Annotated in this window: 19 protein-coding genes; 11 read left to right on the top strand and 8 right to left on the bottom strand. The window is 71.1% G+C overall.

Translation table 11 applies throughout. The features are described from left to right. Positions 1 to 260 precede the first annotated feature (260 nt). Both BJ998_RS16935 and BJ998_RS16930 read left to right on the top strand, forming a co-directional pair. Positions 261 to 2,834 carry an ATP-binding protein gene (locus BJ998_RS16935; RefSeq protein ID WP_184862820.1) on the top strand — a complete coding sequence of 858 codons (2,574 nt, stop codon included), beginning with the start codon at positions 261 to 263 and terminating at the stop codon, positions 2,832 to 2,834. Positions 2,835 to 3,020: 186 nt separating this feature from the next. Beyond that, positions 3,021 to 5,849, top strand: coding sequence for an AfsR/SARP family transcriptional regulator (locus tag BJ998_RS16930; RefSeq protein WP_246488609.1), 2,829 nt, complete (start codon positions 3,021 to 3,023; stop codon positions 5,847 to 5,849). Between the two features lie 209 nt (positions 5,850 to 6,058). Here BJ998_RS16930 and BJ998_RS16925 read toward each other — a convergent pair whose 3' ends face one another. Continuing rightward, a complete protein-coding gene (locus BJ998_RS16925; RefSeq protein WP_312890158.1) occupies positions 6,059 to 6,820 on the bottom strand; it encodes an SGNH/GDSL hydrolase family protein in 762 nt (253 codons plus the stop codon). A 130-nt stretch (positions 6,821 to 6,950) separates the two neighbouring features. Between BJ998_RS16925 and BJ998_RS16920 the strand changes: the two genes are divergently transcribed. The 7 genes from BJ998_RS16920 to BJ998_RS16890 all read left to right on the top strand — a co-directional run bounded on the left by BJ998_RS16920 (position 6,951) and on the right by BJ998_RS16890 (position 12,336). Then, a complete protein-coding gene (locus tag BJ998_RS16920) occupies positions 6,951 to 7,472 on the top strand; it encodes a DUF3558 family protein (RefSeq protein WP_184862816.1) in 522 nt (173 codons plus the stop codon). A 58-nt stretch (positions 7,473 to 7,530) separates the two neighbouring features. Then, positions 7,531 to 8,697: a hypothetical protein gene (locus BJ998_RS16915; RefSeq protein WP_184862814.1), complete on the top strand. Its 1,167-nt coding sequence runs from the start codon at positions 7,531 to 7,533 to the stop codon at positions 8,695 to 8,697. A gap of 124 nt (positions 8,698 to 8,821) precedes the next feature. Beyond that, positions 8,822 to 9,262 (top strand): hypothetical protein, encoded by a 441-nt coding sequence (locus tag BJ998_RS16910; protein ID WP_184862812.1) that lies wholly within the window; start codon positions 8,822 to 8,824, stop codon positions 9,260 to 9,262. Beyond that, a complete protein-coding gene (locus BJ998_RS16905; RefSeq protein ID WP_184862810.1) occupies positions 9,262 to 9,786 on the top strand; it encodes a DUF3558 family protein in 525 nt (174 codons plus the stop codon). Before BJ998_RS16910 ends, BJ998_RS16905 begins: the two co-directional genes overlap by 1 nt. A gap of 28 nt (positions 9,787 to 9,814) precedes the next feature. Continuing rightward, positions 9,815 to 11,059, top strand: a complete 1,245-nt coding sequence (locus BJ998_RS16900; protein ID WP_184862808.1) for a WXG100 family type VII secretion target — start codon at positions 9,815 to 9,817, stop codon at positions 11,057 to 11,059. After that, positions 11,059 to 11,790: an ESX secretion-associated protein EspG gene (locus BJ998_RS16895; RefSeq protein WP_184862806.1), complete on the top strand. Its 732-nt coding sequence runs from the start codon at positions 11,059 to 11,061 to the stop codon at positions 11,788 to 11,790. Before BJ998_RS16900 ends, BJ998_RS16895 begins: the two co-directional genes overlap by 1 nt. 123 nt (positions 11,791 to 11,913) lie before the next feature. Continuing rightward, positions 11,914 to 12,336, top strand: coding sequence for a hypothetical protein (locus tag BJ998_RS16890; RefSeq protein ID WP_184862804.1), 423 nt, complete (start codon positions 11,914 to 11,916; stop codon positions 12,334 to 12,336). A 126-nt stretch (positions 12,337 to 12,462) separates the two neighbouring features. On the opposite strand, the gene BJ998_RS16885 is transcribed toward BJ998_RS16890, so the two are convergent. Genes BJ998_RS16885 through BJ998_RS16860 form a run of 6 tightly spaced genes read right to left on the bottom strand, consistent with a single transcriptional unit; the run spans position 12,463 to position 19,174 of the window. Then, complete coding sequence (locus tag BJ998_RS16885) at positions 12,463 to 13,479, bottom strand: N-acetylglucosamine kinase (protein WP_184862802.1); 1,017 nt, start codon at positions 13,477 to 13,479, stop codon at positions 12,463 to 12,465. Next, positions 13,464 to 14,729 carry a 6-phospho-beta-glucosidase gene (locus BJ998_RS16880; RefSeq protein ID WP_184862800.1) on the bottom strand — a complete coding sequence of 422 codons (1,266 nt, stop codon included), beginning with the start codon at positions 14,727 to 14,729 and terminating at the stop codon, positions 13,464 to 13,466. The genes BJ998_RS16885 and BJ998_RS16880 overlap by 16 nt, the downstream gene beginning before the upstream one ends. After that, positions 14,726 to 15,610, bottom strand: a complete 885-nt coding sequence (locus BJ998_RS16875) for a carbohydrate ABC transporter permease (RefSeq protein WP_184862798.1) — start codon at positions 15,608 to 15,610, stop codon at positions 14,726 to 14,728. The genes BJ998_RS16880 and BJ998_RS16875 overlap by 4 nt, the downstream gene beginning before the upstream one ends. Continuing rightward, a complete protein-coding gene (locus BJ998_RS16870; RefSeq protein WP_184862796.1) occupies positions 15,610 to 16,596 on the bottom strand; it encodes a carbohydrate ABC transporter permease in 987 nt (328 codons plus the stop codon). The genes BJ998_RS16875 and BJ998_RS16870 overlap by 1 nt, the downstream gene beginning before the upstream one ends. Beyond that, the gene (locus BJ998_RS16865) at positions 16,596 to 17,942 is read right to left on the bottom strand and encodes an ABC transporter substrate-binding protein (protein ID WP_184862794.1); all 1,347 of its coding nucleotides are present in this window, start codon (positions 17,940 to 17,942) and stop codon (positions 16,596 to 16,598) included. Before BJ998_RS16865 ends, BJ998_RS16870 begins: the two co-directional genes overlap by 1 nt. A 35-nt stretch (positions 17,943 to 17,977) precedes the next feature. Further along, a complete protein-coding gene (locus BJ998_RS16860) occupies positions 17,978 to 19,174 on the bottom strand; it encodes an ROK family transcriptional regulator (RefSeq protein WP_184862792.1) in 1,197 nt (398 codons plus the stop codon). Positions 19,175 to 19,326: 152 nt separating this feature from the next. Here BJ998_RS16860 and BJ998_RS16855 point away from each other — a divergent pair, with 152 nt between their 5' ends. Both BJ998_RS16855 and BJ998_RS16850 read left to right on the top strand, forming a co-directional pair. Continuing rightward, positions 19,327 to 19,983 (top strand): DUF3159 domain-containing protein, encoded by a 657-nt coding sequence (locus tag BJ998_RS16855; RefSeq protein WP_184862790.1) that lies wholly within the window; start codon positions 19,327 to 19,329, stop codon positions 19,981 to 19,983. Between the two features lie 4 nt (positions 19,984 to 19,987). Beyond that, positions 19,988 to 22,207, top strand: a complete 2,220-nt coding sequence (locus BJ998_RS16850) for an ATP-binding protein (RefSeq protein ID WP_184862788.1) — start codon at positions 19,988 to 19,990, stop codon at positions 22,205 to 22,207. A gap of 19 nt (positions 22,208 to 22,226) precedes the next feature. Here BJ998_RS16850 and BJ998_RS16845 read toward each other — a convergent pair whose 3' ends face one another. Next, a complete protein-coding gene (locus BJ998_RS16845; protein ID WP_184862786.1) occupies positions 22,227 to 23,120 on the bottom strand; it encodes an IS982 family transposase in 894 nt (297 codons plus the stop codon). Positions 23,121 to 23,160 lie beyond the last annotated feature (40 nt).

The following is a 23,160-nucleotide window of genomic DNA, read 5'->3' as shown; positions in this document are numbered from 1 at the left end:
CCACTTCCGCTTCGCCAGACCTTGATCACCGGCAGGTCGGGACCCCCGCTCGGGGTGGGTTCCGAGCTGTTGGCGGTCAACCTGGCGCAGCGCGGTCCCGCCGTCCGCAATCGGGAGCGGACGGCGGGACCGCTTCGCATGCGACCGCCGGCCGTCCGGCCACGAATCGGGCAAAGATGTCCGGGTTTTTCGACCTGTGGCCCGACCTGCCCGCGACCGTGCACCCGGGGTGGCGGTAGCTTGCCCGTCAGAACCACCTGATGGGGCGGGGGAAGCTCGTGACCAGCGCGCATCCGGCAGTCCGTCGCGGCGGTGTCCTGATCCGCCTGCTCGGCCGGCCCGAGATCTTCGGGGTCGACGGTCCACTACCCGTCGACTCCGCCGAAGCGTGCACGCTGCTGACCAGAATCGCCTTGCACCCCAACGAGATCGTGCTGACCGAGCACACCGAGGCCGCCGACGAGCTGCGGGTGCTGCTGGACAAGGCCGACCCCGGCGGCGGCACCGAGCTGATCACCGAGCGGTTCGGCTACCGGCTGCGCATCGACCCCGAGCGCATCGACGTGCACGATCCGACGGCCATCTCCGCCGCCGATCTCGCGCTGCTGCCGGACGCGCTGCGCCGCGACCTGGTCGGCCGGCAGATGACCGAGCTGCACCGGCAGGGCCGCCGGGCCGAGGCGCTCGCCGTGTACGAGCGCATCCAGGCCGGCCGCCGCGACCAGCCGCTGGACCCGGTGCTGCGCGCCCTCTACGACCGCATCCTCTACGACGACCCGTCGCTGCTGCCGCCGGAGCCGTCCAGTGTGGAGATCGCCGGCGTGGTCGCGCCGGCGCAGCTGCCGCCCGCCCCGACCGGCTTCACCGGCCGGCACGAGGAACTGTCCAGCTTGGACCGGTTGCTGCAGGAGGACACGTCCACGCTGGGCGTGGTCGTCGGCGCTGCCGGCACCGGCAAGACGGCGCTCGCGGTGACGTGGGCCGGCCAGGTGGCCCGGGAGTTCCCGGACGGCCAGCTGTTCGTCTGCCTGCGTGGCTACGACCAGAACCGCCCGCCCGCCGAGCCGGCGGACGTGCTGCGGCGGTTCCTGATCGCGCTCGGGGTCGCACCTCAGGCGGTGCCGGTGGATCTGGCCGAACGGGCCGCGCTGTACCGGTCCTTGTTGGCCGGCCGCCGGGTGCTGGTGCTGCTCGACGACGCCCGCGACTCGGAACAGGTGCGGCCGCTGCTACCCGGCGGCCGCGGTCCGCTGACGATCGTGACGAGCCGTCGGCGCCTGGACGGACTGGTGGCGCGGGACGGCGCCGCGTACGTGCCGGTGGGCACGCTGCCCGGCCCGCAGGCGGTGCGGTTGCTCGACGAGGTGTCGGACATCAGCTGGTCGCAGCGCGATCCGGTGAATGCGTCACGAATTGCAAACCTTTGTGGTCATCTTCCGCTGGCGCTGCGCATCGTGGGCGCGCGGCTGGCGATGGCCCCGAACGGCACGCTGGCCCGGCTGGCCGACGAGTTGGCCGACGAGCGGCACCGCCTGCAGGTGCTCGACATCGAGGACGATGACGACGACATGCAGGTCAGCGTGCGGCGGGCGTTCGACGTCTCGTACCGCACGCTGCCGCCGGAGTACGCGTCGGTGTTCCGGCTGCTGGGTTTCTTCCCCGGCGCCAACTTCGGGCCGCACCTGGTCGCCGCGCTGAGCGACGGCTCGGTCAGCGCCGCCCGCACGGCGCTGCGGGCGCTGAGCGCGGCGCACCTGATCACCGAGACCAGCCAGGACTGGTTCACGATGCACGACCTCGTCCGGCTGCACGCCCGTGAGGTCGCCTTCAGCGAGCTCACGCAGGCCGAGGCCTTCGCCGTCGGAACCCGAGTGCTGGAGTACTACTGCGTGGTCTCCGACCGCGCGCGCCGGCTGATCCGTCCGCCGGCCGACTCGCTCGCGCCGTCGCTGTGCTCGTCGGTGGCTACGCCCCGGCTGGAGACTCGCGCGCACGCGCTGGCCTGGTTCGAACGCGAGCGCAGCAACCTTCTCTCCGTGCTGCGCGGCGCGCACCAGGCCGCCTTCAACACACGCGTGTGGCAGCTGGCCCGGCTGCAGTTGGACTTCCTGGCCACGCACTGCCCGTGGGAGGACTGGCGGACCAGCCACGAGCTGGGGCTGGCCGCGGCCAAGGCGGCCGGCGACCGCAACGGCGAGGCCCTCATGCACCACGGCCTGGGCCTGCTCTACGGCCGTCTCGGCGAGCACGAGCGGGCGCTCGCCGAGCACGAGGCGTGCCGCCGGCTGGCCGAGGGCGACGGCGACCTGCCGGTGGTGGCGCTGGGTTCGGCCCACGCGGCGTCGGCGCTGTTCCACCTGAGCCGGCACGACGAGGCGATGGCGCTGTCCCGCCAGGCGCTCGCGCTGTACCGGCTGCTCGGCGACCGCTACCGGCAGGCGCAGCCGCTGAGCACGCTCGGCGAGCTGGCCCGGCTCAGCGGGGACTACGAGGCGTCGCTGGCCTACAACCAGCAGGCGCTGCACATCTACCAGCAGTTCGACGACCAGGAGCGGCAGGCGTGGGTGCGGGTGCACCTGGGCGAGACCAACCGCGCCGCCGGTTGGCTGGACCACGCGGAGGCGTGTTTCACCGAGGCGGTCCGGCTGTCCCGGGTCAGCGGCACCGCGCTGCGTGAGGGCTATGCGGTGCGCGGTCTCGGCGACGTGTACCTGGACCGGGGCGACAAGCCGGCCGCCCGCGCGGTGTGGGAGGAGGCGCTGCGCTCGTTCGGCCACATCGGCGCGCCGTGGGTGGCCAGCGTGCGGGCGCGGCTGGCGAAATTGCTCGGCTGAGGGAACGCGGGGTCCCGGTCACGCGTCACAAGCTGCATGCCAGACGGGTGACACGATCGGCCTAGCAGCGTGATTGACGACTACGTTAAGTAGTGTTTTGTTAGACCGTTCCGGGGAGACGCCTCACGAACGGTTAACAGGTTCCCGTAAGTTGGACGCATCGCTCGCCTCAGGGAGCTGCCCCGCATGATGCTGCCGTCCACGACCGTCGAGCGAGCAGGTGCCACGCTCGAGTTCGGCGTGCTCGGTCCGGTACAGCTGCTGGTCGACGGGCGCCCGGCGGCGCTCGGCGGGTCCGGCGTGCGCAGCCTGCTCGCGCTGCTGGTGCTCGACGCCAACCAGGTCGTCTCGTTCGACCGTATCGTCGACGCGCTCTGGGGAGACGAACCGCCGGAGACCGCGCGCACCATCGTGCACGGCTACGTGTCCAAGCTCCGGCGCATCCTGGCCAAGGCCGGCGGCGCCGCCTCCATCCGCACCCAGCCGCCCGGTTACGTCCTGCAGGTGCAGCCCGAACTCGTCGACCTGCATCGCGCCAAGCGACTCATCGGCGACGCCAGCGGCCGGCCCGCCGCCGAGCGCGCCGAGCTGCTCGGCCGTGCACTGGAACTGTGGCGTGGCCCCGTGTTGGCCGGCGCGCAGCTGCAGAAGACCGGCCAGCCCGACATCGACGAGCTGCGGCTGGTCGCCGTCGAGGAGCGCATCGCCGCCGACCTGGAGCTGGGCCGGCACGCCGAGGTCATCGGCGAGCTGCGCCGGCTCGTCGACGACCACCCGTTCCGGGAGCGGCTGCTCAGCCTGCTGATGCTCGCCCAGTACCGGTCCGCGCGGCGCATCGACGCCCTGGTCTCGTACCGGCGCTTTCACCGCTACGCCACCGAGGAGCTGGGCATCGACCCCGGCCCCGAGCTGCGCCAGCTGCACGAGCAGGTGCTGCGCGACGACCCGGCGCTGCGGCTGCCGACGCCGGCGCGGGCCGGCCGGCAGGCCTACGGCCCGGTCATCCCGGCCCAGCTGCCCGCCGCGACCAGCGCGTTCGCCGGCCGGGACGTGGAGTTGGCCTGGCTGGACGGCCTCCAGCACGGCGGTGGCGTCGAGGGCGCGATCACCGTCGCCGGCGTGGTCGGCCCGGCCGGCATCGGCAAGACCGCGCTGGCGCTGACCTGGGCGCACCGCAACGCCGACGCGTTCCCGGACGGCCAGCTGTTCGCGGCCCTGCGCGGCTTCGACCCCGGCCACGAACCGACGTCGCCGGCCGAGGTGCTCACCCAGTTCCTGCTGGCGCTGGGCGTTCCGTCCGAAGCGATCCCGTTGGACCTCAACGAGCGCGCCGGGCTGTATCGGTCGTTGCTGGCCGAGCGCCGCGTGCTCGTGCTGCTGGACGACGCCCGTGACTCCGAGCAGGTGCGGCCGCTGCTGCCGGCCGGCTCCGGCTCGCTGGTGGTGGTCACCAGCCGTCGCCGCCTGGACGGCCTCGTCGCCCGCGGCGGCGCCCGGCTGCTGGCGCTGACCACGCTGTCCAGCGAAGCGTCCGTGCGGCTGCTGGACGTCTCGACCGGACATCAGCGCCGCAGCGCCGAGATCGACTCGCTGCGACGGCTGGCCGCGCTGTGCGGACATCTGCCGCTCGCGTTGCGCATCGCCGCCGCCCGGCTCGCCGCCAGTCCACAGTGGACTGTCGATGACCTGGTGGCTGAGCTGGCCGACGAGCAGCACCGGTTACGCGCGTTGGATCTCGAAGACGCCGACACCAGCGTGCGCGGCGCATTCGACGTGTCATACCGGACATTGCACCCTGATCTGGCCGAGACGTTCCGCGCCATCGGCGTGCACGAGGGCACGTCGGTGTCGCCGCACGTGGTCGCCGCCCTGACCGGCGTCGACCTGGTGACCGCGCGGCGCCGGCTGCGCGAGCTGGCCAGCGCGCACCTGCTCACCGAGACCAGGGCCGACCGCTACACGCTGCACGACCTGATCCGGCTGCACGCCCGCGAGGTCGCCGCCGCCGAGCTGACCGCCGAGCAGCGGGCGCGGGCCGCCGAGAAGTTGGTGGACTACTACCTCCTCGTCGCCGACCGGGCGCACCGGCTGGTCCGGCCGCCCAGGGACGCCCACGTGCCGACGGTGTCCGGCGACATCGTCGAGATCCCGATGCTCGCCTCGGCCGAGCAGGCGCTGCGCTGGTTCGACACGGAGTGGCCGAACCTGGTGGCCGCCGTGCGGCTGGGCGCGACGTCCGGACTGCACAGGCACACCTGGCAACTCGCGCTGTGCCTGCGGACCTATGTGTACCTGAGGGGTCTGACATCGGACTGGGCCGCGGTGTTCGACCTGGGCCTGCGCGGCGCGCGGGCGGCCGGCGACCGCGACGGCGAGTCCCGGATGCTGCGCGGCCTCGGCAACGCCGCCGAACTCGTCGGCGAGTACGACCTCGCGCTGGAGCGCTACCGCGAGGCCCACCAGATCGCCGTGCACCTGGACGACCCGGCGCTGATCGCGCTGGCCGGCGACAACCTCGGCGGCATCCTGGCCGAGCAGCGCCGGTTCGACGAGGCCGAGACGTACCTGCACACCTCGCTGGAGTTGTACCGCCGCAACGGCGACTGCCAGGGCGAGGGGATCGCGCTGAACAACCTCGGCGTGCTGGCCCAGGACCGGGGCGAGAACGAGCAGGCGTACGACTACTACCGGCGGGCGCTGGAGCTGCACCGGTCCGGCGGCAACCACGAGGACGGCGCCCGCTCACTGGCCAATCTGTGCTGGGTGAGCCGGCAGCTGGGCCGCTACTCCGAGGCCGAGGGCTACGCCCGGGACGGCCTGCGACTGGCCCAGACCTACGGCATGGCCTACGTCGAGGCGATGCTGCACCACCAGATCGGCGAGCTGCATCTGGAGCAGGGGCGCACGCAGGCCGCGCGCCTCGAACTCAACCTCGCGCTGGCCGTCTACCGGCGGATGCGATCCCCGTACGCGGACGCCGTCGAGGCCCTGCTGGCTGGTTTAGCCGACGTTTAGTCCGCGCGTCGCGCGATGTGAAAACGTTGAAGGCGGACACCACCGACGCTGTCTACGGGCGGGCTGTGTGCGGGTGATGCTGGGGGACCCAGAGGGGGGTCTGTCACCCGGTCGGTTCAGCCGGCGCTCGGGGGAGAGCGCCGGCTGAACCGCGTTGTGTGGTTCCTACTTGCACCTGGGGGTCAGGTAGGAACCACACAACGGGTCCGCTACAGCGGGCTCAGTTCCGGACGCTTCGCCGTCAGGCCGTCGCCGGAGGTCACGCGGCGCAGCCGCCGGCCGATCCACGGCACGAAGAAGTCCTTGGCCCAGCGCAGGTCCTCCTGCCGCTTGGCGAAGCGCGCCAGCGGCGGGATCTGCGGCCACGGCTCGTTCCACGGCTCGGCCTCGATGCCCAGCCGGTCCGCGACCAGCAGCGCCAGCCGCCGGTGGCCCTCCGGCGAGGGGTGCAGCCGGTCCGCCGCCCACGCCCGCGAGTCGCGCAGCATCTCCAGCGGCCACAGGTCGACGACCGTCGCGCCGTGCTTGTCGGCGATCGCGCGCAGATGTCCGTTGTACGTGGCGATCTTGCCGCGCAGCCGGCCCAGCACCGGCGTGCCCTTGGTGTCCATCCCCGTGAAGATCACGATGTGGCTGCCGGCCGCGGCCAGCTGCGTGACGGCCTCGTCGAACAGCCCGGCGATGCGGTCCGGGTCACTGCCGGGGCGAATGATGTCGTTCGTGCCGGCGCATAACGAGACCAGGTCCGCCTTCATGGCGGCCGCCACCGGCACCTGGTCGGTCAGGATCTCCAGCATCTTGCGGCTGCGCACGGCCAGGTTGGCGTAGCGGAACTCGGGCGCGTCCGCGGCGAGCAGCTCGGCGAGCCGGTCGGCCCAGCCCCGGTAGACCAGGCCGTCCGGGCCGAGATCCTCCAGCCCCTCGGTGAAGCTGTCGCCCACGGCCACGAACGTGCTGAAACGGTGCGGCACTGCCTTTCCTCCCTCTGGCCCCAGATGGTTGGACAGGCCAACCAACCAGTCAGGATGCCGCGTTGACCTCGACCTACGCCACCGTCGGTTACGGCGCCGTAGGTGATCGGCACCCACTAGGGTCGGCGCCATGTCGCCACGCGTCGTCCTGCTGGTCGCCGGCCTGTTCCTGCTCACGGCCTGCTCCTCGGGAGGCACCACGTCCGCCGCCGACGGCACCCCCGGCGTGTCCGGGATCTCACCGGAGCGCCCGGCGTCGCTGGACGGGGTCGATCCGTGCACGCTCATCGACGACCGCGGGCGCGCGGCGCTCGGCATCACCACCGCGCCACACAATGGGGTGAATGTGTCGGCCACCCGCTCGTGCGGCTGGTTGCTCGGCGACGACTACTACGCCACCGTCAGCCTGTTCACCCAGGTCGGCCTGGATGACCTGGCCCTACCCGCCGGCACGACGGCCACCTCGGTGGGCGGCCGGGCCGGAAAGAAGATCATCAAGACCGCCGATCCCGGCTGCTCGCTCTACCTCGCCGCGACCGCCCACTCCGCCGTCCAGATCGACGTCGACCAGGGCAAAGACGCCGAGATCGCGTGCTACGACGCACTCAAGGTCGCCTTCCTGGCCGACGGGCGGCTGCCGGCCACGCCGTGATCGTCAAGGGCTACTGTCTGCGTCGAACCTGTCGCTCTCGGTGCCCCTGGAGTTGGTGATGCAGCGCAACGGGTGGCTGGTCGCCGCCGCGGCCACCGGCGTGGTGATGGTCCTCGTCGCGGTCGTCGCCGGCGGCAGCGACGCCGAGTCGCACGCGCAGCCCGGCGACCTGCCGCCGCTCGGGCAGCCGGTCGTGGTGCAGGAGCCCGGCGGTGGGGAGCCGCTCAACTACGGCGAGACCGCCGCGTACGACGCGTGCGCGCTGCTGTCCACCCGCACCCTCGGCGACCAGGGCGTGCGTATCGACCCCGGGTCCTCGTTCATCGACAGCCACCTCGACGGCGACGTGCCGGCCGACGCCGCGGTGCCGCAGGGCGGCTTGGACTCGATCAGCAACTGCCGGTACACGCTGATCGGCGGCGACGAGCTCAACGTCACCGTGCAGCAGACCCCGTTCACCACCGCGGACAAGGTCGACCAGACCCGGGCGTGGCCGCTGCAGAACAACGCCGTCGTCCGGCACGACCGCGGGCTGGAGGTGTCGTCCTATCGGGACGGCGCCGGCTGGACCACGGTGATCGGCCGGCCCAAGCTGGCCGTCGCGATCAACTTCGACCTGCGCCGGCCGGTGTACGGCGAACGGGACCAGCACCAGTTCGTGCTCGACGTGACCAGGGCCGTGGTGGACGCCGTGGTCGCCGGGCCGGCCGGTCCGGCGGTGTACCGGCACACCGGGCCGTTCACCGGCGTGAAGAGCCCGTGCCTGCTGCTGTCCTCGGACGCCTTTCAGCAGGCGTATCCCGGCGGGCCGTCCGCGCTGGTGCTGGAGTACGCCGACGCCGGCTTCGCCACCGTGCCGCAGGGGAACGGGGAGACCGGGCTGCGCACCAGCACCAGCTGCGTGCGGTCCAACGTCGTGCCCGACGGTTCGCTCGGGCCGCGGTACCGGGAGATCCGGCTGGACATGACCGTGTGGGACAAACCACAGTGGACTGTCCAACATGATCGGACCGACTGCGGCGGGTCGGCCGTGACTCTTGGCGTGACTCTTGGTGACGGCGCGGCGTGCCTGACCGATTCAGGGCCGTCGACCTGGAATCTGTCCTTCCGCGCCGGCCGATCGGTGATCACGATTTCCACCGGCGGGGTGGTCGCCGGTGACCGCGAGACGGTGAAACGCCTGCTCACCCCGGTCGCACGGACGGTGGTCGCCCGACTGCGCTGAAATTCTTCTCAACGGGGGAACCTTGGCGAAGGTTTCCGCGTCCGAGTGGACGATTCGCTAGCATCAGGAGCCGTCAGCACTCAGGGTGGGGAGAGGCATGTCGACACCAGGGGACCAGCCGTCGATGGACCCGGCGGCGCAAGCGACGTACGAGTATGCGCAGCGGGTAAACCAGCAGTCCGGCGGTGGGGGCGGGCTGTTCGGTGGTCTCTTCTCGATGGTGGAAGGCCTGTCCGGCGCGGCCCAGGCCGGCCAGTTCGCCGTCGACGGCGACACCGCCAAGGTCATCAACGACAAGTTGGCGGAGATCAAGAGCATCGCGCAGCAGGCCCGGCTCAAGCTCAGGGACGTCGATCAGATGCCGATCGGCGGGGGCTACGCGCAGCAGATCTCGCAGCGAAATGTGTTGATCCAGTCCGGCGGTCCCGATTCGGCCAGCGGCCAGATGCTGGCGTTCGCCGACAATCTGGACAAGCTCATTGCCGTGATCAATTCCAGTGTCGCCGGCTACCAGAGCTCCGACCAGGATGCGCACGGCGGCGTGAAGCGGGCGGGTAACTACTAGTGCGTCGTTCCTTGCTACTGACCCTGGTCGCGGCCGGTGTCGCGTTGGCGGCTGCCGGCTGTGGCGGGGCTGCGGGCGGCACCGCAGCGCCGGCGACCGACACCGGCTCGGCCACGACGACGAGTGCGGCCGCGTCGACCGCGCCGAGCTTCGATCCGTGCGCGGTGCTGCCGGCTGACGGCCTGGCGAAGTTGGGCATCAGCGGCCAGGCGAAGATCGACCCAGACTCCGGTGCCTGCCAATGGCTCGGAACCTTCGATGTCAGCACGCATGTCCTGCCTTATCCGCTGGGGCAGCGGCCGAAGAAGGACAACCCGACCATCACGCAGCTCACCGTCGGCAGCCACAAGGCGGAGTTGTGGCGGTCGAACACCGCGGGCTGGTGCAGCGTGGAGGTCGCGCTGGGGGCGGCGCAGAGCTTCGACATCACGGTGGTCGCGGCCGACTCCAAGTCGATGGACACTGCGTGTTCGTCCGTCCAGGACCTGGCCACCGCCGCCGAACCCAAGCTGCCGACATCATGAGTTTTCTCGAAACAGGGGGTATGGAGCGATGACGGGACAGCACCCCGCGGTTCCCCATCCGAACGCGAACTACCCGGGCTTGCCGCACGAGGAGCTGAAGAAGCTCGTGACGGTCAACGTCAACCCGGGTGCTGCGTACGCCGCCGGCGACGAGTGGAAGCAGCTGGCCGGGCAGTTGCGCGAGGCGGCCATCACGCTCGACGCCGCGATCAACGGGTCGCAGTCGCACTGGGAGGGTGCGGCCGCCGACCTCGCTCGCGCGCACCTGGCCAAGGTCCGGGACTGGAGTGCCGACACCGCGGAGTTCTTCAACGCGACCGGCACCGCCATGCACGACCAGGTCGACGCGGCCGCCAAGGCCAAGACCGACATGCCGGACCCGGTGGATTTCGACCCGGCGAAGATGATCGAGCAGGCGGCCGGCAACCCGATCGCGATGATCACGCTGCCGGTCGAGATGTACACGACCTACCAGGCGTCCAACGAGGCCAAGGACAAGGCCGTCAAGGTGGTGCAGACGCGCGACGCCTCGATGCAGGCGGCGTCGGCGTCCATCCCGGCCTTCACGCCGCCGCCGGACATCAGCGACGGCAGCACGGCCAGCACCACGGTCGCCAGCGCCGGCCCGGTCGGCTCGGGCAGCGGCGTCGCGGCGTACCACGGCACCTCGGGCGGCGGCAGCTACGGCGGCGGCAGCTCGTACACCCCGAGCGGCGGCGGCAGCTACCACCCGGCGGCCTCGGTTCCCGGCGGCGGCGGCACGTACACGCCCGGCCCGGTCGGCGGCGGTGGCGGCGGCCCGACCCGGATCTCCGGCTACGACCCGGGCCTGGGCAACCCCGGCTACAACGCCCCGAACTACACCAACACCCCCGGCGGCAACAGCCCGTACGGCCCCGGCGGCGGGGGCAACCCCGGTCTCGCCGGCGGCTTCGGCCCGGGCGGCGGCGGTGGTGGCGGCGGCACCGGTTACCGCGGCGGTGCGGGCGGCATGGGCTCCTCGGCCACGTCCTCGGCGGCGAAGCCGGGCGCGGGTCCGGCGACCGGCGCCGGCAGCGCGGCGGAAGGCGCGGGCGCGCGTGGCGGCATGGGCGCCACGGGCGGCGCCGGCCAGTCCGGCATGAGCCCGGGTGCGGCCGGCCGCGGCGGCAAGAAGGAAGAGGACAAGGAGCACAAGCGGCCGACCTTCCTGGTCGAGACCGACGACGTGTTCGGCGACGGCCAGATGGTCGCGCCGACCGTCATCGGTGAGAATCCGGCCGGCGGGTACTGATGCCGCCGATCGCGATCCTCCCGCTCGCCGCGTTCGACATCGTGTGGGAGGACCTGCGACTCGGGTCCGTGCCCTATCCGTTCGACGTGCCCAGCCACGGGGCGACCCTGGACGAGCGCGCGCGGATCCGCACGGCCGTGTACGAGGACCTGGAGCGGAACGGGCTGGCGCGCGGCCGCCAGCCCGACCCCAACCTGCACGACGCGCTGCGGCTGCTGGCCCGCCCGCACATCCAGCTGGACACGATTTCCACGCTGGACCGGCAGCGCGGGCTGATGGTGTACGCCGCGTCCGTCGCCGTCGGGCAGCGGGCGCTGCTCGCCGTGCAGCAGGGCGGCACCATGCGGCTGGAGTACATCCGCGACACCGCGCTGGCGGCGTCGCTGGTGGCGCTGCTGCCGCCGCACCAGCCCGGCCCCGGGCAGCAGGTGTCGGTGCCGGCCAAGGAGTTGGCGCAGCCCAACCGGCACAGCCCCGAGGCGCAGACGCTGACCACCATGTTCGGCGATCCGGTGCTGCGGCTCGGCCAGTTCGCCGGCGCGATGTTCGACGAGCACGGCACCGCTCGGCGGATGCCCGGCCTGAGCTGGTTCGACACCGAGGCCGGGCGGTATCTCGGGGTGTCCGGTCGCGGCCGGGACGGCGAGGACTGGGCCACCCTGTCGCCCGCCGACACCAGCGGCCTGATCCACCGGCTCGGCGACATGATCAGGATGGCCGGTCGCCGCTGACGGTTACCCCCCGAAAGGCGGAGATATCTGACACGAACGGGTGAGTAACTGCTCCATCTGGTAGCGCACATGGTGTGCTCCCCGATGGTCCGACCGACTGGTCGATGGAGCAGGAGTCAGCCCGTGCGTTTGTCGTTGCGATCGGCGGTGTCCGCGAGCGCGGCCATTGCCGCCGTGATCGGGATCGTTGTCGGCGTGCAGCTTGCGTCCACTTCGGACGGTCAGGCTCCGGCCCGCACCATCGACCGGGGCGGCCAGCCCCTGTCGACCAGCGGGCAGGACGGCATCGACGGCGAGCCCATGGACGGCGACGGCTTCCCGGTCACCGTGATCGCCTCCACGGTGACGGTCAACGGCACCCCGACCGTGAAGACCGTGACGGTGAGCAAGGCGCCCGCGCCCAGCACCCAGGCCGAGGTCGTCGGCGCGACGGTGACCACGACGGTCGCCCCCACGACGACCACCACGCCGTCGCCGACCACGACCACGACGCCGGCGGCCACCACGACCACGACGACCGACACCGGGACGCCGACGGGCCGCTGAGCGCCCCCATCCGACCACCTGGCAGCACGACGCCCGAGCCGGATGCCCGGCTCGGGCGTCGTGACAACGTTGGAACCGCGGATGGAGAGCGCCGCCGCCGTCAGCTCCCCACCCACGGGGTCTGGATCAGCCCGCCACCAGCCGTTCCTCGGCCTCGGGGGCGTAGTGGGAACGCAGCCGGCTCTCGACCTCGGCGCTGGCGCCGATGGCGTCCAGCCCGAGTAATGCCGCGCCGGCGACCGGGGGCAGCTCGACCAGGTGCACGTCGGCCAGCGGCGCCACCTCGTGGCAGCGCCGGGTGATCTCGCCGATCATGGCGGGGCCGGCGTTGGTGAGCACGCCGCCGCCGAGCACGATGTCGACCTGCTCGCCGAGCAGGTCGAGCCGGCGCAGCGACACGGTCGCCAGCACGACGACCTCCTCGATCAGCCGCTCGACCACGGCCGCCGCGACCTCGTCGCCCTCGGCGGCGACCCGGAACAGCAGCGGGCAGAGCTCGTGCACGACGTCGCCGCTGATCTCCTCGAAGTGCAGGCCGGCGACGACCTCGCTGATGTTGGTGACGCCGAAGTGCGCGAGCAGCGCCGGCAGCAGCGCGGTCTGCGGCCCACGGCCGTCGTCGGCGCGGACGGCATGCCACAGCGCGTCGCCGCCGATCTGCGATCCGCCGCCCCAGTCGCCGGAGATCCGGCCCAGCGCGGGAAACCGGTGCACCCGGCCGTCCCGCGCCACGCCGACGCAGTTGATGCCGGCGCCGCACACCACGGCCACGCCGACGCCGTCGGAGGTGCCCGACCGCAGCAGCGCGAAGGTGTCGTTGCCCACCGTTGTGCTGTCCGACCAACCCAGCTTGCCGAACTCGCGCTGGAGGATCTCCTCCTCCCGCGGCAGGTCGGCGCCGGCGAGGTAGGCCGCCGTGTGCCGGGCGAACGGCTTGTTCGTCGCCAGCCCGGCCTTGCTCGCCGCCTCGTGCACCATCCGGTTGAACGATTCGAGGCTGGGGTGCAGACCGATGTTCTGCGGCGACGCGCCGGGCCCGCGCACGTGCGAGAGCACGGTCCCGCCGTCGTCGATCAGGATCACGTCGGTCTTGCTGTTCCCGCCGTCGATGGCGAGCACGGCGGCCTTCACGCCTTGGCCCATGGCAATAGGTCCTTGTTCTCCGCGACCAGCTCGTCGGCGAGCTTCTCGGCGATCGAGTACTGGCCGATCAACGGGTGGGCGAGCAGTGCGTCGGCGACCCGGTCGCGGCCGCCGTGGACGGCCGCCTCCAGCGCCAGGTACTCGTACCCGGTCACGTGCGAGATCAGCCCGGCGAACCCGGGCTCGACCGGCTTGACCGGAAGCGGTGTCGCACCGCGACTGTCCACAATGGCCGGCACCTCGATCACGGCGTCGTCCGGCAGGAACGGCAGCGTGCCGTTGTTGCGCACGTTGACCACGTGCTCCTCGCCGGCGGCGCCGCTGGTCAGCGAGTGCACCAGCTGGACCGCGGCCTCCGAGTAGTACGCCCCGCCGCGCCGGGACAGCGCCTCCGGCTTCGTCACGACGGCGGGGTCCTGGTAGATCTTCAGCAGTTCGTTCTCGACCTCGGTGACGACGTCGGCGCGCGGCCGCTCGTGCTTCTGCTTGGCGACGACCTCGTCGTGCTCGTAGAAGTACTTGAGGTAGTACGACGGCACGACGCCGAGCCGGCGGATCAGCGCGCCGGGAATGCCGATGTGCTCGGCCAGTTCCTCGGAGTGCTCGGCGATCAGCTTGGGCAGCACGTTCTCGCCGTTGACGATCAGGCCCCGCTCCCACGTGAGGTGGTTGAGCCCCACGTGCTCCAGCTTGACGTCATCGGGCTGCAGCCCGAGCAGCGCGGACGTCCAGCGCTGGAACGTGATCGCCACGTTGCACAGCCCGACGGCGCGGTGGCCGGCCTGCAGCAGCGCCCGCGTGACGATGCCGACCGGGTTGGTGAAGTTGACGATCCACGTGTCCTCGCCGGCGATTTCCCGCACCCGGTCGGCGATGTCGAGCACCACCGGCACGGTGCGCAGCGCCTTGGCCAGGCCGCCGGCGCCGGTGGTCTCCTGGCCGACGCAGTCGCAGACCAGCGGGAACGTCTCGTCGGAGCGGCGGGCCGACTGGCCGCCGACCCTCAGCTGCAACAGTACGGCGGACGCACCTTCGACACCCTCCTCGAGAACGCTGGTGGTGCGAACCTTGGCCGGGTGCCCGGCGTGGTCGAGCAGGCGCTGGCTGAACGGGCCGACGACGGCCAGGCGATCGGCGTCCGGGTCGACGAGCACGATCTCGTCCACGTCCAGACTCGTGCGCCGGCCGGCGATGCCGTCGATCAGCTCCGGGGTGTAGGTGGAACCGCCCCCTACGACAGTGAGTTTCACCCTTTGACTCCCGTGAAAGTGATCCCCTTGACGAAGGACTTCTGTGCGAACAGGAACAGCACGATCACCGGCACCAGGACGAGAACGGTCGCGGCCATCGTCAGGTTCCACTGCACCTGGTGCATGCCCCGGAAGGACGCCAGCGCCACCGAGAGCGTCCAGCTGTCCTGCTTCTCGCCCACGTACAGCAGCGGTCCGAAGTAGTCGTTCCAGGTGTAGAGAAAGGTGAACAGGCCGGCGGCGGCCAGACCCGGTCGAGTCATCGGCACGAGCACCCGGTACAGCATCTGGAACTCGTTGCAGCCGTCCATCCGGGCCGCGTCGAAGTAGTCCTGCGGCACCGTCACGAAGAACTGGCGCAGCAGGAAGATGCTGAAGGCGTCGCCGAGGAAGTACGGCACCACGAGCGGCCACAGCGTGCCGGTCAGGTGCAGGTTGGCCCACATGCTGTAGATCGGCACGGCCACCACCTGCGGCGGCAGCATCATCGCGGCGATCACCAGCATGAAGATGAGGTTGCTGCCCCGGAAACGCAGCCGGGCCAGCGCGTACGCGGCCGGGATGCTGGACAGCAGCATGCCCACGGTGGCCAGCACCGAGTACAGCAGGCTGTTGGCGAAGTACTCCAGCATCGGCGCCTTCTGGAACACCGTGAGGAAGTTCTCGGGGTGCCAGGAGGTCGGCCACAGGTTGGAGGTGAGCGCCTGCTGGTCGGACATGAACGCGGTCAGCACCACGAACACGATCGGCAGCGCGAAGCCGATGCCCAGGGCCAGGGCGACGGCGTGCACCGCGATCCAGTTGAGGATGTCCTTGGGGTGCCGCTTCTTTCGCCGCGGCGCCGGGCGGGCCGGCGCCGCGGTCGCGGTCAGGGTCGCCATCAGGATGCCTCCGCCTTGCCGGCGCGCAGCTGCCGGATCAGGATCGCGGTGAACGCGAACGAGACGATGAACAGCAGCACGGCCATCGCCGAGGCGTAACCCATGTGGTACGAGCGGAATCCCTCGTTGTACATCCACACCGGGAAGGTGAGCGTGCTGTTGTTCGGGTAGCCGATGAGCTTGGAGTTGCCGACGGCGTCGGCCGAGCCGGACGCCACCGAGCCGGCGACGACGGCCTGCGTGAAGTACTGCAGCGCGAAGATGATCGAGTTGACGATGCCGAACAGCAGCACCGGCGAGATGGACGGCAGCGTGATCCGGCGGAACCGGGTCCACGGGCCGGCGCCGTCCAGCTGCGCCGCCTCGTAGAGATCGGCCGGCACGTCCAGCATCGCGGCCAGGACGATGATCATCAGCTCGCCGGAGCCCCACAGCGTGAGCAGCGCCAGCGACGGCTTGGACAGGTTGGGGTCGTTGAACCACAACGGCCCCTCGATGCCGAACCAGTGCAGGATCGTGTTCACCGGGCCGGTGCCCGGGTTGAACAGGAACACGAACGTCAGCGTCGCGGCCACCGGCGGCGCCAGCGACGGCAGGTAGCACAGCGCCCGCAGGAAGCCGGAGCCGTTGCGCACCTTGGTCAGGATCTGCGCGACGCCGAGCGCGAACAGCACCCGGCACGCGGTCAGCACGACCACCAGCCAGAGCGTGTTCCACGCGGCGGTGCGCACGATCGGGTCGCTGGTGAACATGAACACGTAGTTGCGGAGGCCGACGAAGTCGGCGGTGTTCAACCCGTCGTAGTTGGTGAACGAGAAGTACACCGTCGCCAGCAGCGGGTACGCGAAGAACAGCACCATGCCGGCGGCCCACGGGGCCAGGAAGAGCAGGACCCACAACCGATGGCGGCTGCGCCGCCGCGCCCGCCCCTGGGAGGGGACGGACGCGGCGGCGGCGTCGGCCGAGCCGAGCAGCGTCGCTGTCATCAGTTGCCGCCGAGCGCCTTGGCGTCGTCGATGGTCTTGTCCGCCTGGGCGAACGCGGCGTGCAGGTCCTTGACCTGGCCGCTCTGCCAGGACGAGCCCAGGTCCTCGGCCGTCTTCAGGTAGGCGCCGCCGTTGGGGCTGGCCGGGTTGTTGGCCAGGTTCGGGTTGTCGAACACCTTCAGGAAGGTGTTGAACTGGGCCGGCAGCTTCAGGTCGGGGCTGTGCAGCGCCGCCTTGGTGCTCGGCACGTTGCCCAGGCCGTTGGCCAGCTGCACCAACGCGTTGGTGTCGGTGGACAGGTACTTGATCAGCTCCCACGCGGCGCCGGCGTTCTTGACGCCCTTGGGGATGCCGATGATCGTGCCGGTGGTGTAGCCGCCGCCGTACAGGTCGGACTTGTCGTCGGCGACCGGGGACGGCGCGGTGTCGTAGTTCAGGTTCGGCGCGTCCGACTTGAGGAACGCGGTGCGGTACTCACCGTCGAACATCATCGCGACCTGGCCCTTGTTGAAGGCGTGGTCCGGCGAGTACTCCTGGCCCAGCCCGGCGGTGAACTTCTGCAGCTTGTCCCAGCCGTAGAAGTCGACCAGCTGCTTCTGGAAGGTGAACATCGCCGTCCAGGCCGGGTCGCTGGCCAGGTCGGACTTGCCGTTGCTGTCCAGCCACTTGGCGCCGAACTGCGGGGCCCAGATCTGCGGGTGGTTGGCGTAGAAGCCGAACTGCGGGATGAAGCCGGCGACCTTGATCGACCCGTCCGGGTTGAGCTCGGTCAGCTTCTTGGTGTCCTCCAACAGCTCGCTCATCGTCTTGGGCGGCGCGGTGATGCCCTTGGCGGCGAACAGGTCCTTGTTGTAGTACAGCCCGTAGACGTCGGCCAGCATCGGCATCGCGCAGCGGACGCCGTTGTACTGGGTGTAGTCCTGCACCGCCTTGGGGATCTGGGTGAGATCCACCTTGTCCCGGTCGATGTAGGGCTTGAGGTCCTGCCAGGCGCCCGACGAGCAGAACTGCCCGATGTTGTCGGTGGAGAACGAGATCGCCACGTCCGGCGGGTTGCCGCCGCGGATCGACTGGGTGATCTTGTCGTCGTCCTGGCTGCCCTGGCTGTTGATGGTGATGTTCGGGTGCGCCGCGTGGAAGCCGTCGAGCGCCTTGTTCAGAATGCCCAGCTCACGGTCGGCGAAGTTGCTGTAGACGGTGAGTGTGACCTTCTGGTCGGCGCTGGGCGCGTCCTGCGCGCCGTTCGAACCGCCGCCGCCGGCGGTGCACGCTGAGAGCAGCAGGACTAATGCTCCGGCCGAGCAGGTGGCTGCTCGGGACAGGGCGGCGCGTCTGGGGGTGCGCATGGGCCCTCCAAGGACAGGGAGTTTCATCGGCGGATTCATCGAGCGGAATGCAGCGGCGGCAGCATGTCGTTGGCCGGTAGGCCGAACACCTCTTCCCTGACCACGGCCAGGGCGGAGTGCATGGCCCCGGCGCGCACCGCGTGGCCGGCGACCAACGCGAGTTCGACCGGGGTTCGGGGAATGACCAGGCGGCGCAGCTCGGCGGCGACCAGCTCGCACAGCACCGAGCCGCCGGCGTGCGCGACCTCGCCGGACAGCAGCACCAGTTCCGGGTCCACGACGCTGACCACGTTGGCGATGCCGACGGCGATGCGCCGGGCCAGGTCGGTGAGGAACTCGCGACCCGGGGCGCCGTGGGACAGCGCCTTGGTGACCGCGCCGAGCGCGTGCCGGGCGGCGATCCCGTGGGAGCGCGCCAGTTTCGTCACCGACGAGTTGGACAGCAGGTCGCCGTAGCGGGTGCCGGCGCGGTCGATGCCGGTGTCCTGGCGGGACAGGTCGGGGACGCGCATCCAGTCGATCTCGCCGGCGCCGCCGGTGGCGCCGCGCAGCAGCACGCGGTTGATCACGACCGCGGAACCGACGGCGTCGACCGGCCAGACGAGCACGAAGTCGCGGACGTCCACGGCGCGGCCGGTGATCATCTCCTCCAGCGCGACCAGGTTGACGTCGTTCTCCATGCTGACCGACGTGCCCAGCAGCTCGTGGAGCCGGCCGACCACGTCGAAGCCCTCCCAACCGGGCAGGTGCGGCGCGAAGCCGAGCTGCCCGGTGGCCGGGTCGACGGCGCCGGGGCTGCCGACCACGACGTGGTGCAGGTCGCTGACCTGAAGGTTGCAGTCGCTGGCGGCCTTGCCCATGGCCTCGGCGAACACCGTCAGCACGTCGCTGCCCTTGGGCATCAGCGCGTGGTGCTCGGTCAGCGTGGCGCCGGAGATGTCGGCGATGGCCACGTCGACCGAGTCGGGCGTGAGGTCGACGGCGGCGACGTGCGCGAGGCCGCCGTTGACGGCCCACAATTGGGCGCGGGGGCCGCGGCCGCCGCCGCGCAGGCCGTCGCGGCGGACGATGTCCTGTGCTTCGAGGCGCGTGAGCAGCTGGGCGGTCGCGGGCTTGGACAGCCCGATGATGCCCTCCAGCTCGGACCGGGTGAGCGGCCCGTTGCGCAGCAACGCGTCGATCGCGGCACGATCGTTGATCTCGCGCAGCAGTCTCGGGCTTCCGGCACGCACTGGGAAACTCCTGTCTGTTAACTTTCCAGACGATTTCGTGCCACCGTAGTGACCGCGCTCACCCAGGTCAATGGGTCGTTCACCCCGTATTCAGGTCGTAACCGTGAGTGTTAGTTACCCATTAGGTATGCCTAACCTGGCAGGCTGGGGGAGTGATCGAGCGGGAAGAGACCTTCGCGCAGCTGCTCGGCGGGCGCGGCGCGGCCCTGGACGCCACCCTGCCGTCCATCGCGTTCGTGGCCGGCTGGCTGCTCACCAATCACTCGGTCGGGTGGGCGGCACTGATCGCCGTGGCCGCCGCCGTCGTGGTCGGCGCGATCCGGCTGGCCCGCGGCGGCAAGATCCGCGCGGTGCTGGTCGGCGCCTTCGTGGTGTCCATCGCCGCGCTGGTCGCCCTGTACACCGGCCGGGCCATCGACTTCTTCCTGGTGCAGCTGCTCAGCAACGCCGCCAGCGGGCTGGCGTTCGTGGTGAGCTGGGCGATCCGGTGGCCGCTGCTCGGCGTGATCATCGGCGCGCTGCTCGGCCAGCGCACCCGCTGGCGGCAGGACCCCGACCTGCTGCGCGCCTACGGCCGCGCCACCCTCGTCTACGCCGTCCAGTACGGCATCCGGGTGCTCGTGTTCGGGTTCCTGTGGTGGCAGGGCGACGTCGTCGCGTCCGGCATCGCCCGAGTGGCCCTGTCCTGGCCGCTCTACGTGCTGATGCTCGCCCCGACCTGGTGGGTCTTCCGCGCGACCCTGCCCTCGGACCACCCCGGTTTACGGCATCCGCGACGTAGACTCGTGTCCGGTACCGACCCGGGGTAGGGACATGGGGCGAGGCGGCAGAACCGAGGGCGCGGCGGCGCTGTTCGGGCCGGAGTTGCGCCGGCTGCGCCAGCAGCGCGGCCTGTCCCTGCGCGACCTGTCCAAGATCATCAGCTTCACCCCGGGCTACCTGAGCAAGGTCGAGAACGGCCGGCCGCCGTCGCCGGAGCTGGCCCGGGCCTGCGACGACACCCTCGGCGCCGACGGCGCGTTGGTCGCGCTGGCCAACGCCGAGGCCGCGGTGCGACCGGCCCAGCTGCCCGCCGGCATCCGCCGCTTCGTCGGTCGCGGCGACCAGCTGAGCCTGCTGGACACCGCCGACGCCCGGGCCGTGATCATCGACGGTCCGCCCGGCACCGGCAAGACGATGCTGGCGCTGCGCTGGGCCCATCACGCCGTGGACCGCTTCCCCGACGGTCAGCTGTACATCGACCTGCGCGGGCACTCGCCGCACGAGCGGCCGGTGGAGCCGCGGGTGGCGCTGGAGGAGTTCCTCGCCGCGCTCGGCGTGCCGGCCAACGGCATCCCGAGCAGCCTGGAGCGCTGCTCGGCGCTGTTCCGGTCGCTGGTCGCGGACCGGAAGTTGTTGGTGGTGCTGGACAACGCCGCCGACGCCACCCAGGTCCGGCCGCTGCTACCGGCCGCCCCGGGCTGCGTGGTCGTGGTGACGAGCCGGGAGCGGCTGTCGAGCATCGCCGTGCAGACCGACGCGCTGCGCGTGACCCTCGGCCCGATGACCCCGGCCGACTCGATCGCCTTGATCCGTCGGGTGATCGGCGAGGAGCGGGCCGAAGCCGAGCCGGAGGCCGTCACCGATCTGGCTGCCCGGTGCGGCTTTCTGCCGCTGGCGCTGCGAATCGCCGCCGAACGTGTGCTGGCGCAGCCGCACTACCTGGTTCGGGACCTGGTCGAGGAGCTGGACGCCGACGGCCGGCTCGACGTGCTGTCGACCTTCGACTCGATCGCCGTGCGGACCGTCTTCGACTGGTCGTACCGGCGGCTGGACGACAAGTGCGCGCGGATGTTCCGGCTGCTCGGGTTGCACCGGGGGCCGACCATCGGCGCCGGCGCGGCCGCCGCACTGGCCGGGCTGCCGCTGGCCGCCGCGCGGACGACGCTGGACCGGCTCGCCGCCGTGCATCTCGTGCAGACCATCGGCCGTGATCGGTACCGGTTGCACGACCTGCTCCGGGAGTACGCCGCCGAGCTGGTGGCCGCCGACGAGAGCGGGCCCGCCGTCACCCGCATGGTCACCTGGTACCAGGCGACCGCGTACGCCGCCGGGCTCGCGCTGGCCCCGTTCCGGGTCGACGCGCTGACCCCCGACCCCGTGCCGTCGCCCGTGAAGGCGCTGGAGTTCGCCGACCACGACGCCGCGCTGAGCTGGTGCGACGCCGAGCTGCCCAACTTCGTGCCGGTGATCCAGCTCGGGCTGGAACACCGGGCCTGCGCGCCGTCGTGGAAGCTCGCGGTGGCGCTGTGGAACTACTGGCTGCACCGCAAGCCGTGGACCATCTGGGTACGCAGCCAGCAACTCGCGCTGGCCGCCGCCGAGGAGACCGGCGACCCGCACGCCGAGGGCTGCGTGTCGATCAACCTGGCCGAGGCGTACCGGCGGATGGGCGACTTCGTCCAGTCCACCCAGCTGTACATGCGGGCGCTGCGGCTGCGGCGGCAGAGCGACGACCGGCTCGGCGAGGCGTGGACCCTGGCCTGCACCGCGTTCCTCGCCGTCGACACCGGCGACATGGCCCGCGCTGACGAGTACGCCGCCCAGGCTCTTGAGCTGTTCCGGGAGTTCGACGACCAGGAGGGCGTCGGCGTCGCCCTGGCCACCATCGGCGACGTGCACCGCTCCCGCGGCCGCTTCGACGACGCCTTGAGCGCGATGGCCGGCTCGCTCGCTGTGCAGGAGAGCCTCGGCGCCCTCGGCGCGAAGTCGTGGGTGCTGATGAAGATGGCCGCCGTGCACGCCGACCGCGGTCACCGCGACACCGCGCTGCGGGAACTCCGGCTCGCCCTGGCCGCCTGCCGCAGCGCCGGCGACCGCTGGGCCGAGGCGGAGTCGCTCAGCCGCATCGGCGACATCCTCGCCGACCTCGACCGCCTGCCCGAGGCCCGGCAGGCCTGGGCCGCCGCCAAGGCCCTGTACGAGGACATCGGCGACCCCGCCCGGGCGGCTGCCCTGCAGGCCAGGGCCGATCCGGAGAAGTTAGGCGCCTAGACGAGTAAGTCCTAACTGATCAGTGGTCGAACGCGATCAGGAATCGTGTGACGGGCTGGCCGGTGGCCCGGTTGTGCCAGATCGCGGCGGTCAGCGCGAGCAGGCGTTGGGCGATGCGGGCGGTCACACCGTCGATGGTGCGGCCGCCGTGCAACTCCAGGTCGAGCTGGCCTTTGAGGGTGTCGTTGACCGACTCGATGAGTTGTCGTACGGGTTTGAGCAGGTGTTGGGCCGGGTGTGGGGTGCGGTTGCGGTAGGACGGGCGCAGCAGCCGCACCCCGCGTTCGGTCAGGTAGGCGTCCAGTTCGCGGGAGACGTAGCCCTTGTCGGCGATGATCAGTAGGCCCGGTCGGTCGGCCAGCACGGTGGGGTCGTGGTCCAGGATCGCCATCAACACCTGGCGTTCGTCGAGTTTCGGGTGCGCCAGCGCCCAGGTGATCGGGAGCCCGGGCGGGGTACAGATCAGGTGCAGACGCAGTCCCCAGAAGAACCGTGAGTGCGATGAGCAGTAGCCGTAGCCGGCCCAGCCGGCGAGTTCGGAGCGTTTGGCAGTTTCGCGGGAGCGGCCGCACTCGACCGGGGTGGAGTCGACGATCCAGGTGGCGTCGGTCCACAGGTCGGTGTCGAGGGCAAGCATGCGGATGACGTGTTTGAGCAGTGGGACGGCGTTGCGCAGGCGTTTGTTGTAGCCGGATTGCTGGGGCAGGTAAGTGAAAGCGCCGGGTAGGTGGCGAGGGAGAAACCGCAGCCAGCGGGCTTCGGAGCGGATGCCGAGCAGGGCTTGGGCGACGGCGAGGGTGAGCAGTTCGGCGTCGGTGAGTCGGGGTGGGCGTCCGGTCCGGGTGGGCCTGCCGAGGTGGTCGTCGATCTTGACGTAGAGTGCGGTCAGAAGGGTGTTCAGGTCGGTCGTCACAAACTGATCTTGAACACCCTTCGTCCGTCTTCAGCCACCG

Origin of the sequence: Kutzneria kofuensis (assembly GCF_014203355.1) — a bacterium.
GTDB classification, from domain to species: domain Bacteria; phylum Actinomycetota; class Actinomycetes; order Mycobacteriales; family Pseudonocardiaceae; genus Kutzneria; species Kutzneria kofuensis.
This window is presented reverse-complemented; position numbering and strand designations above follow the sequence as displayed.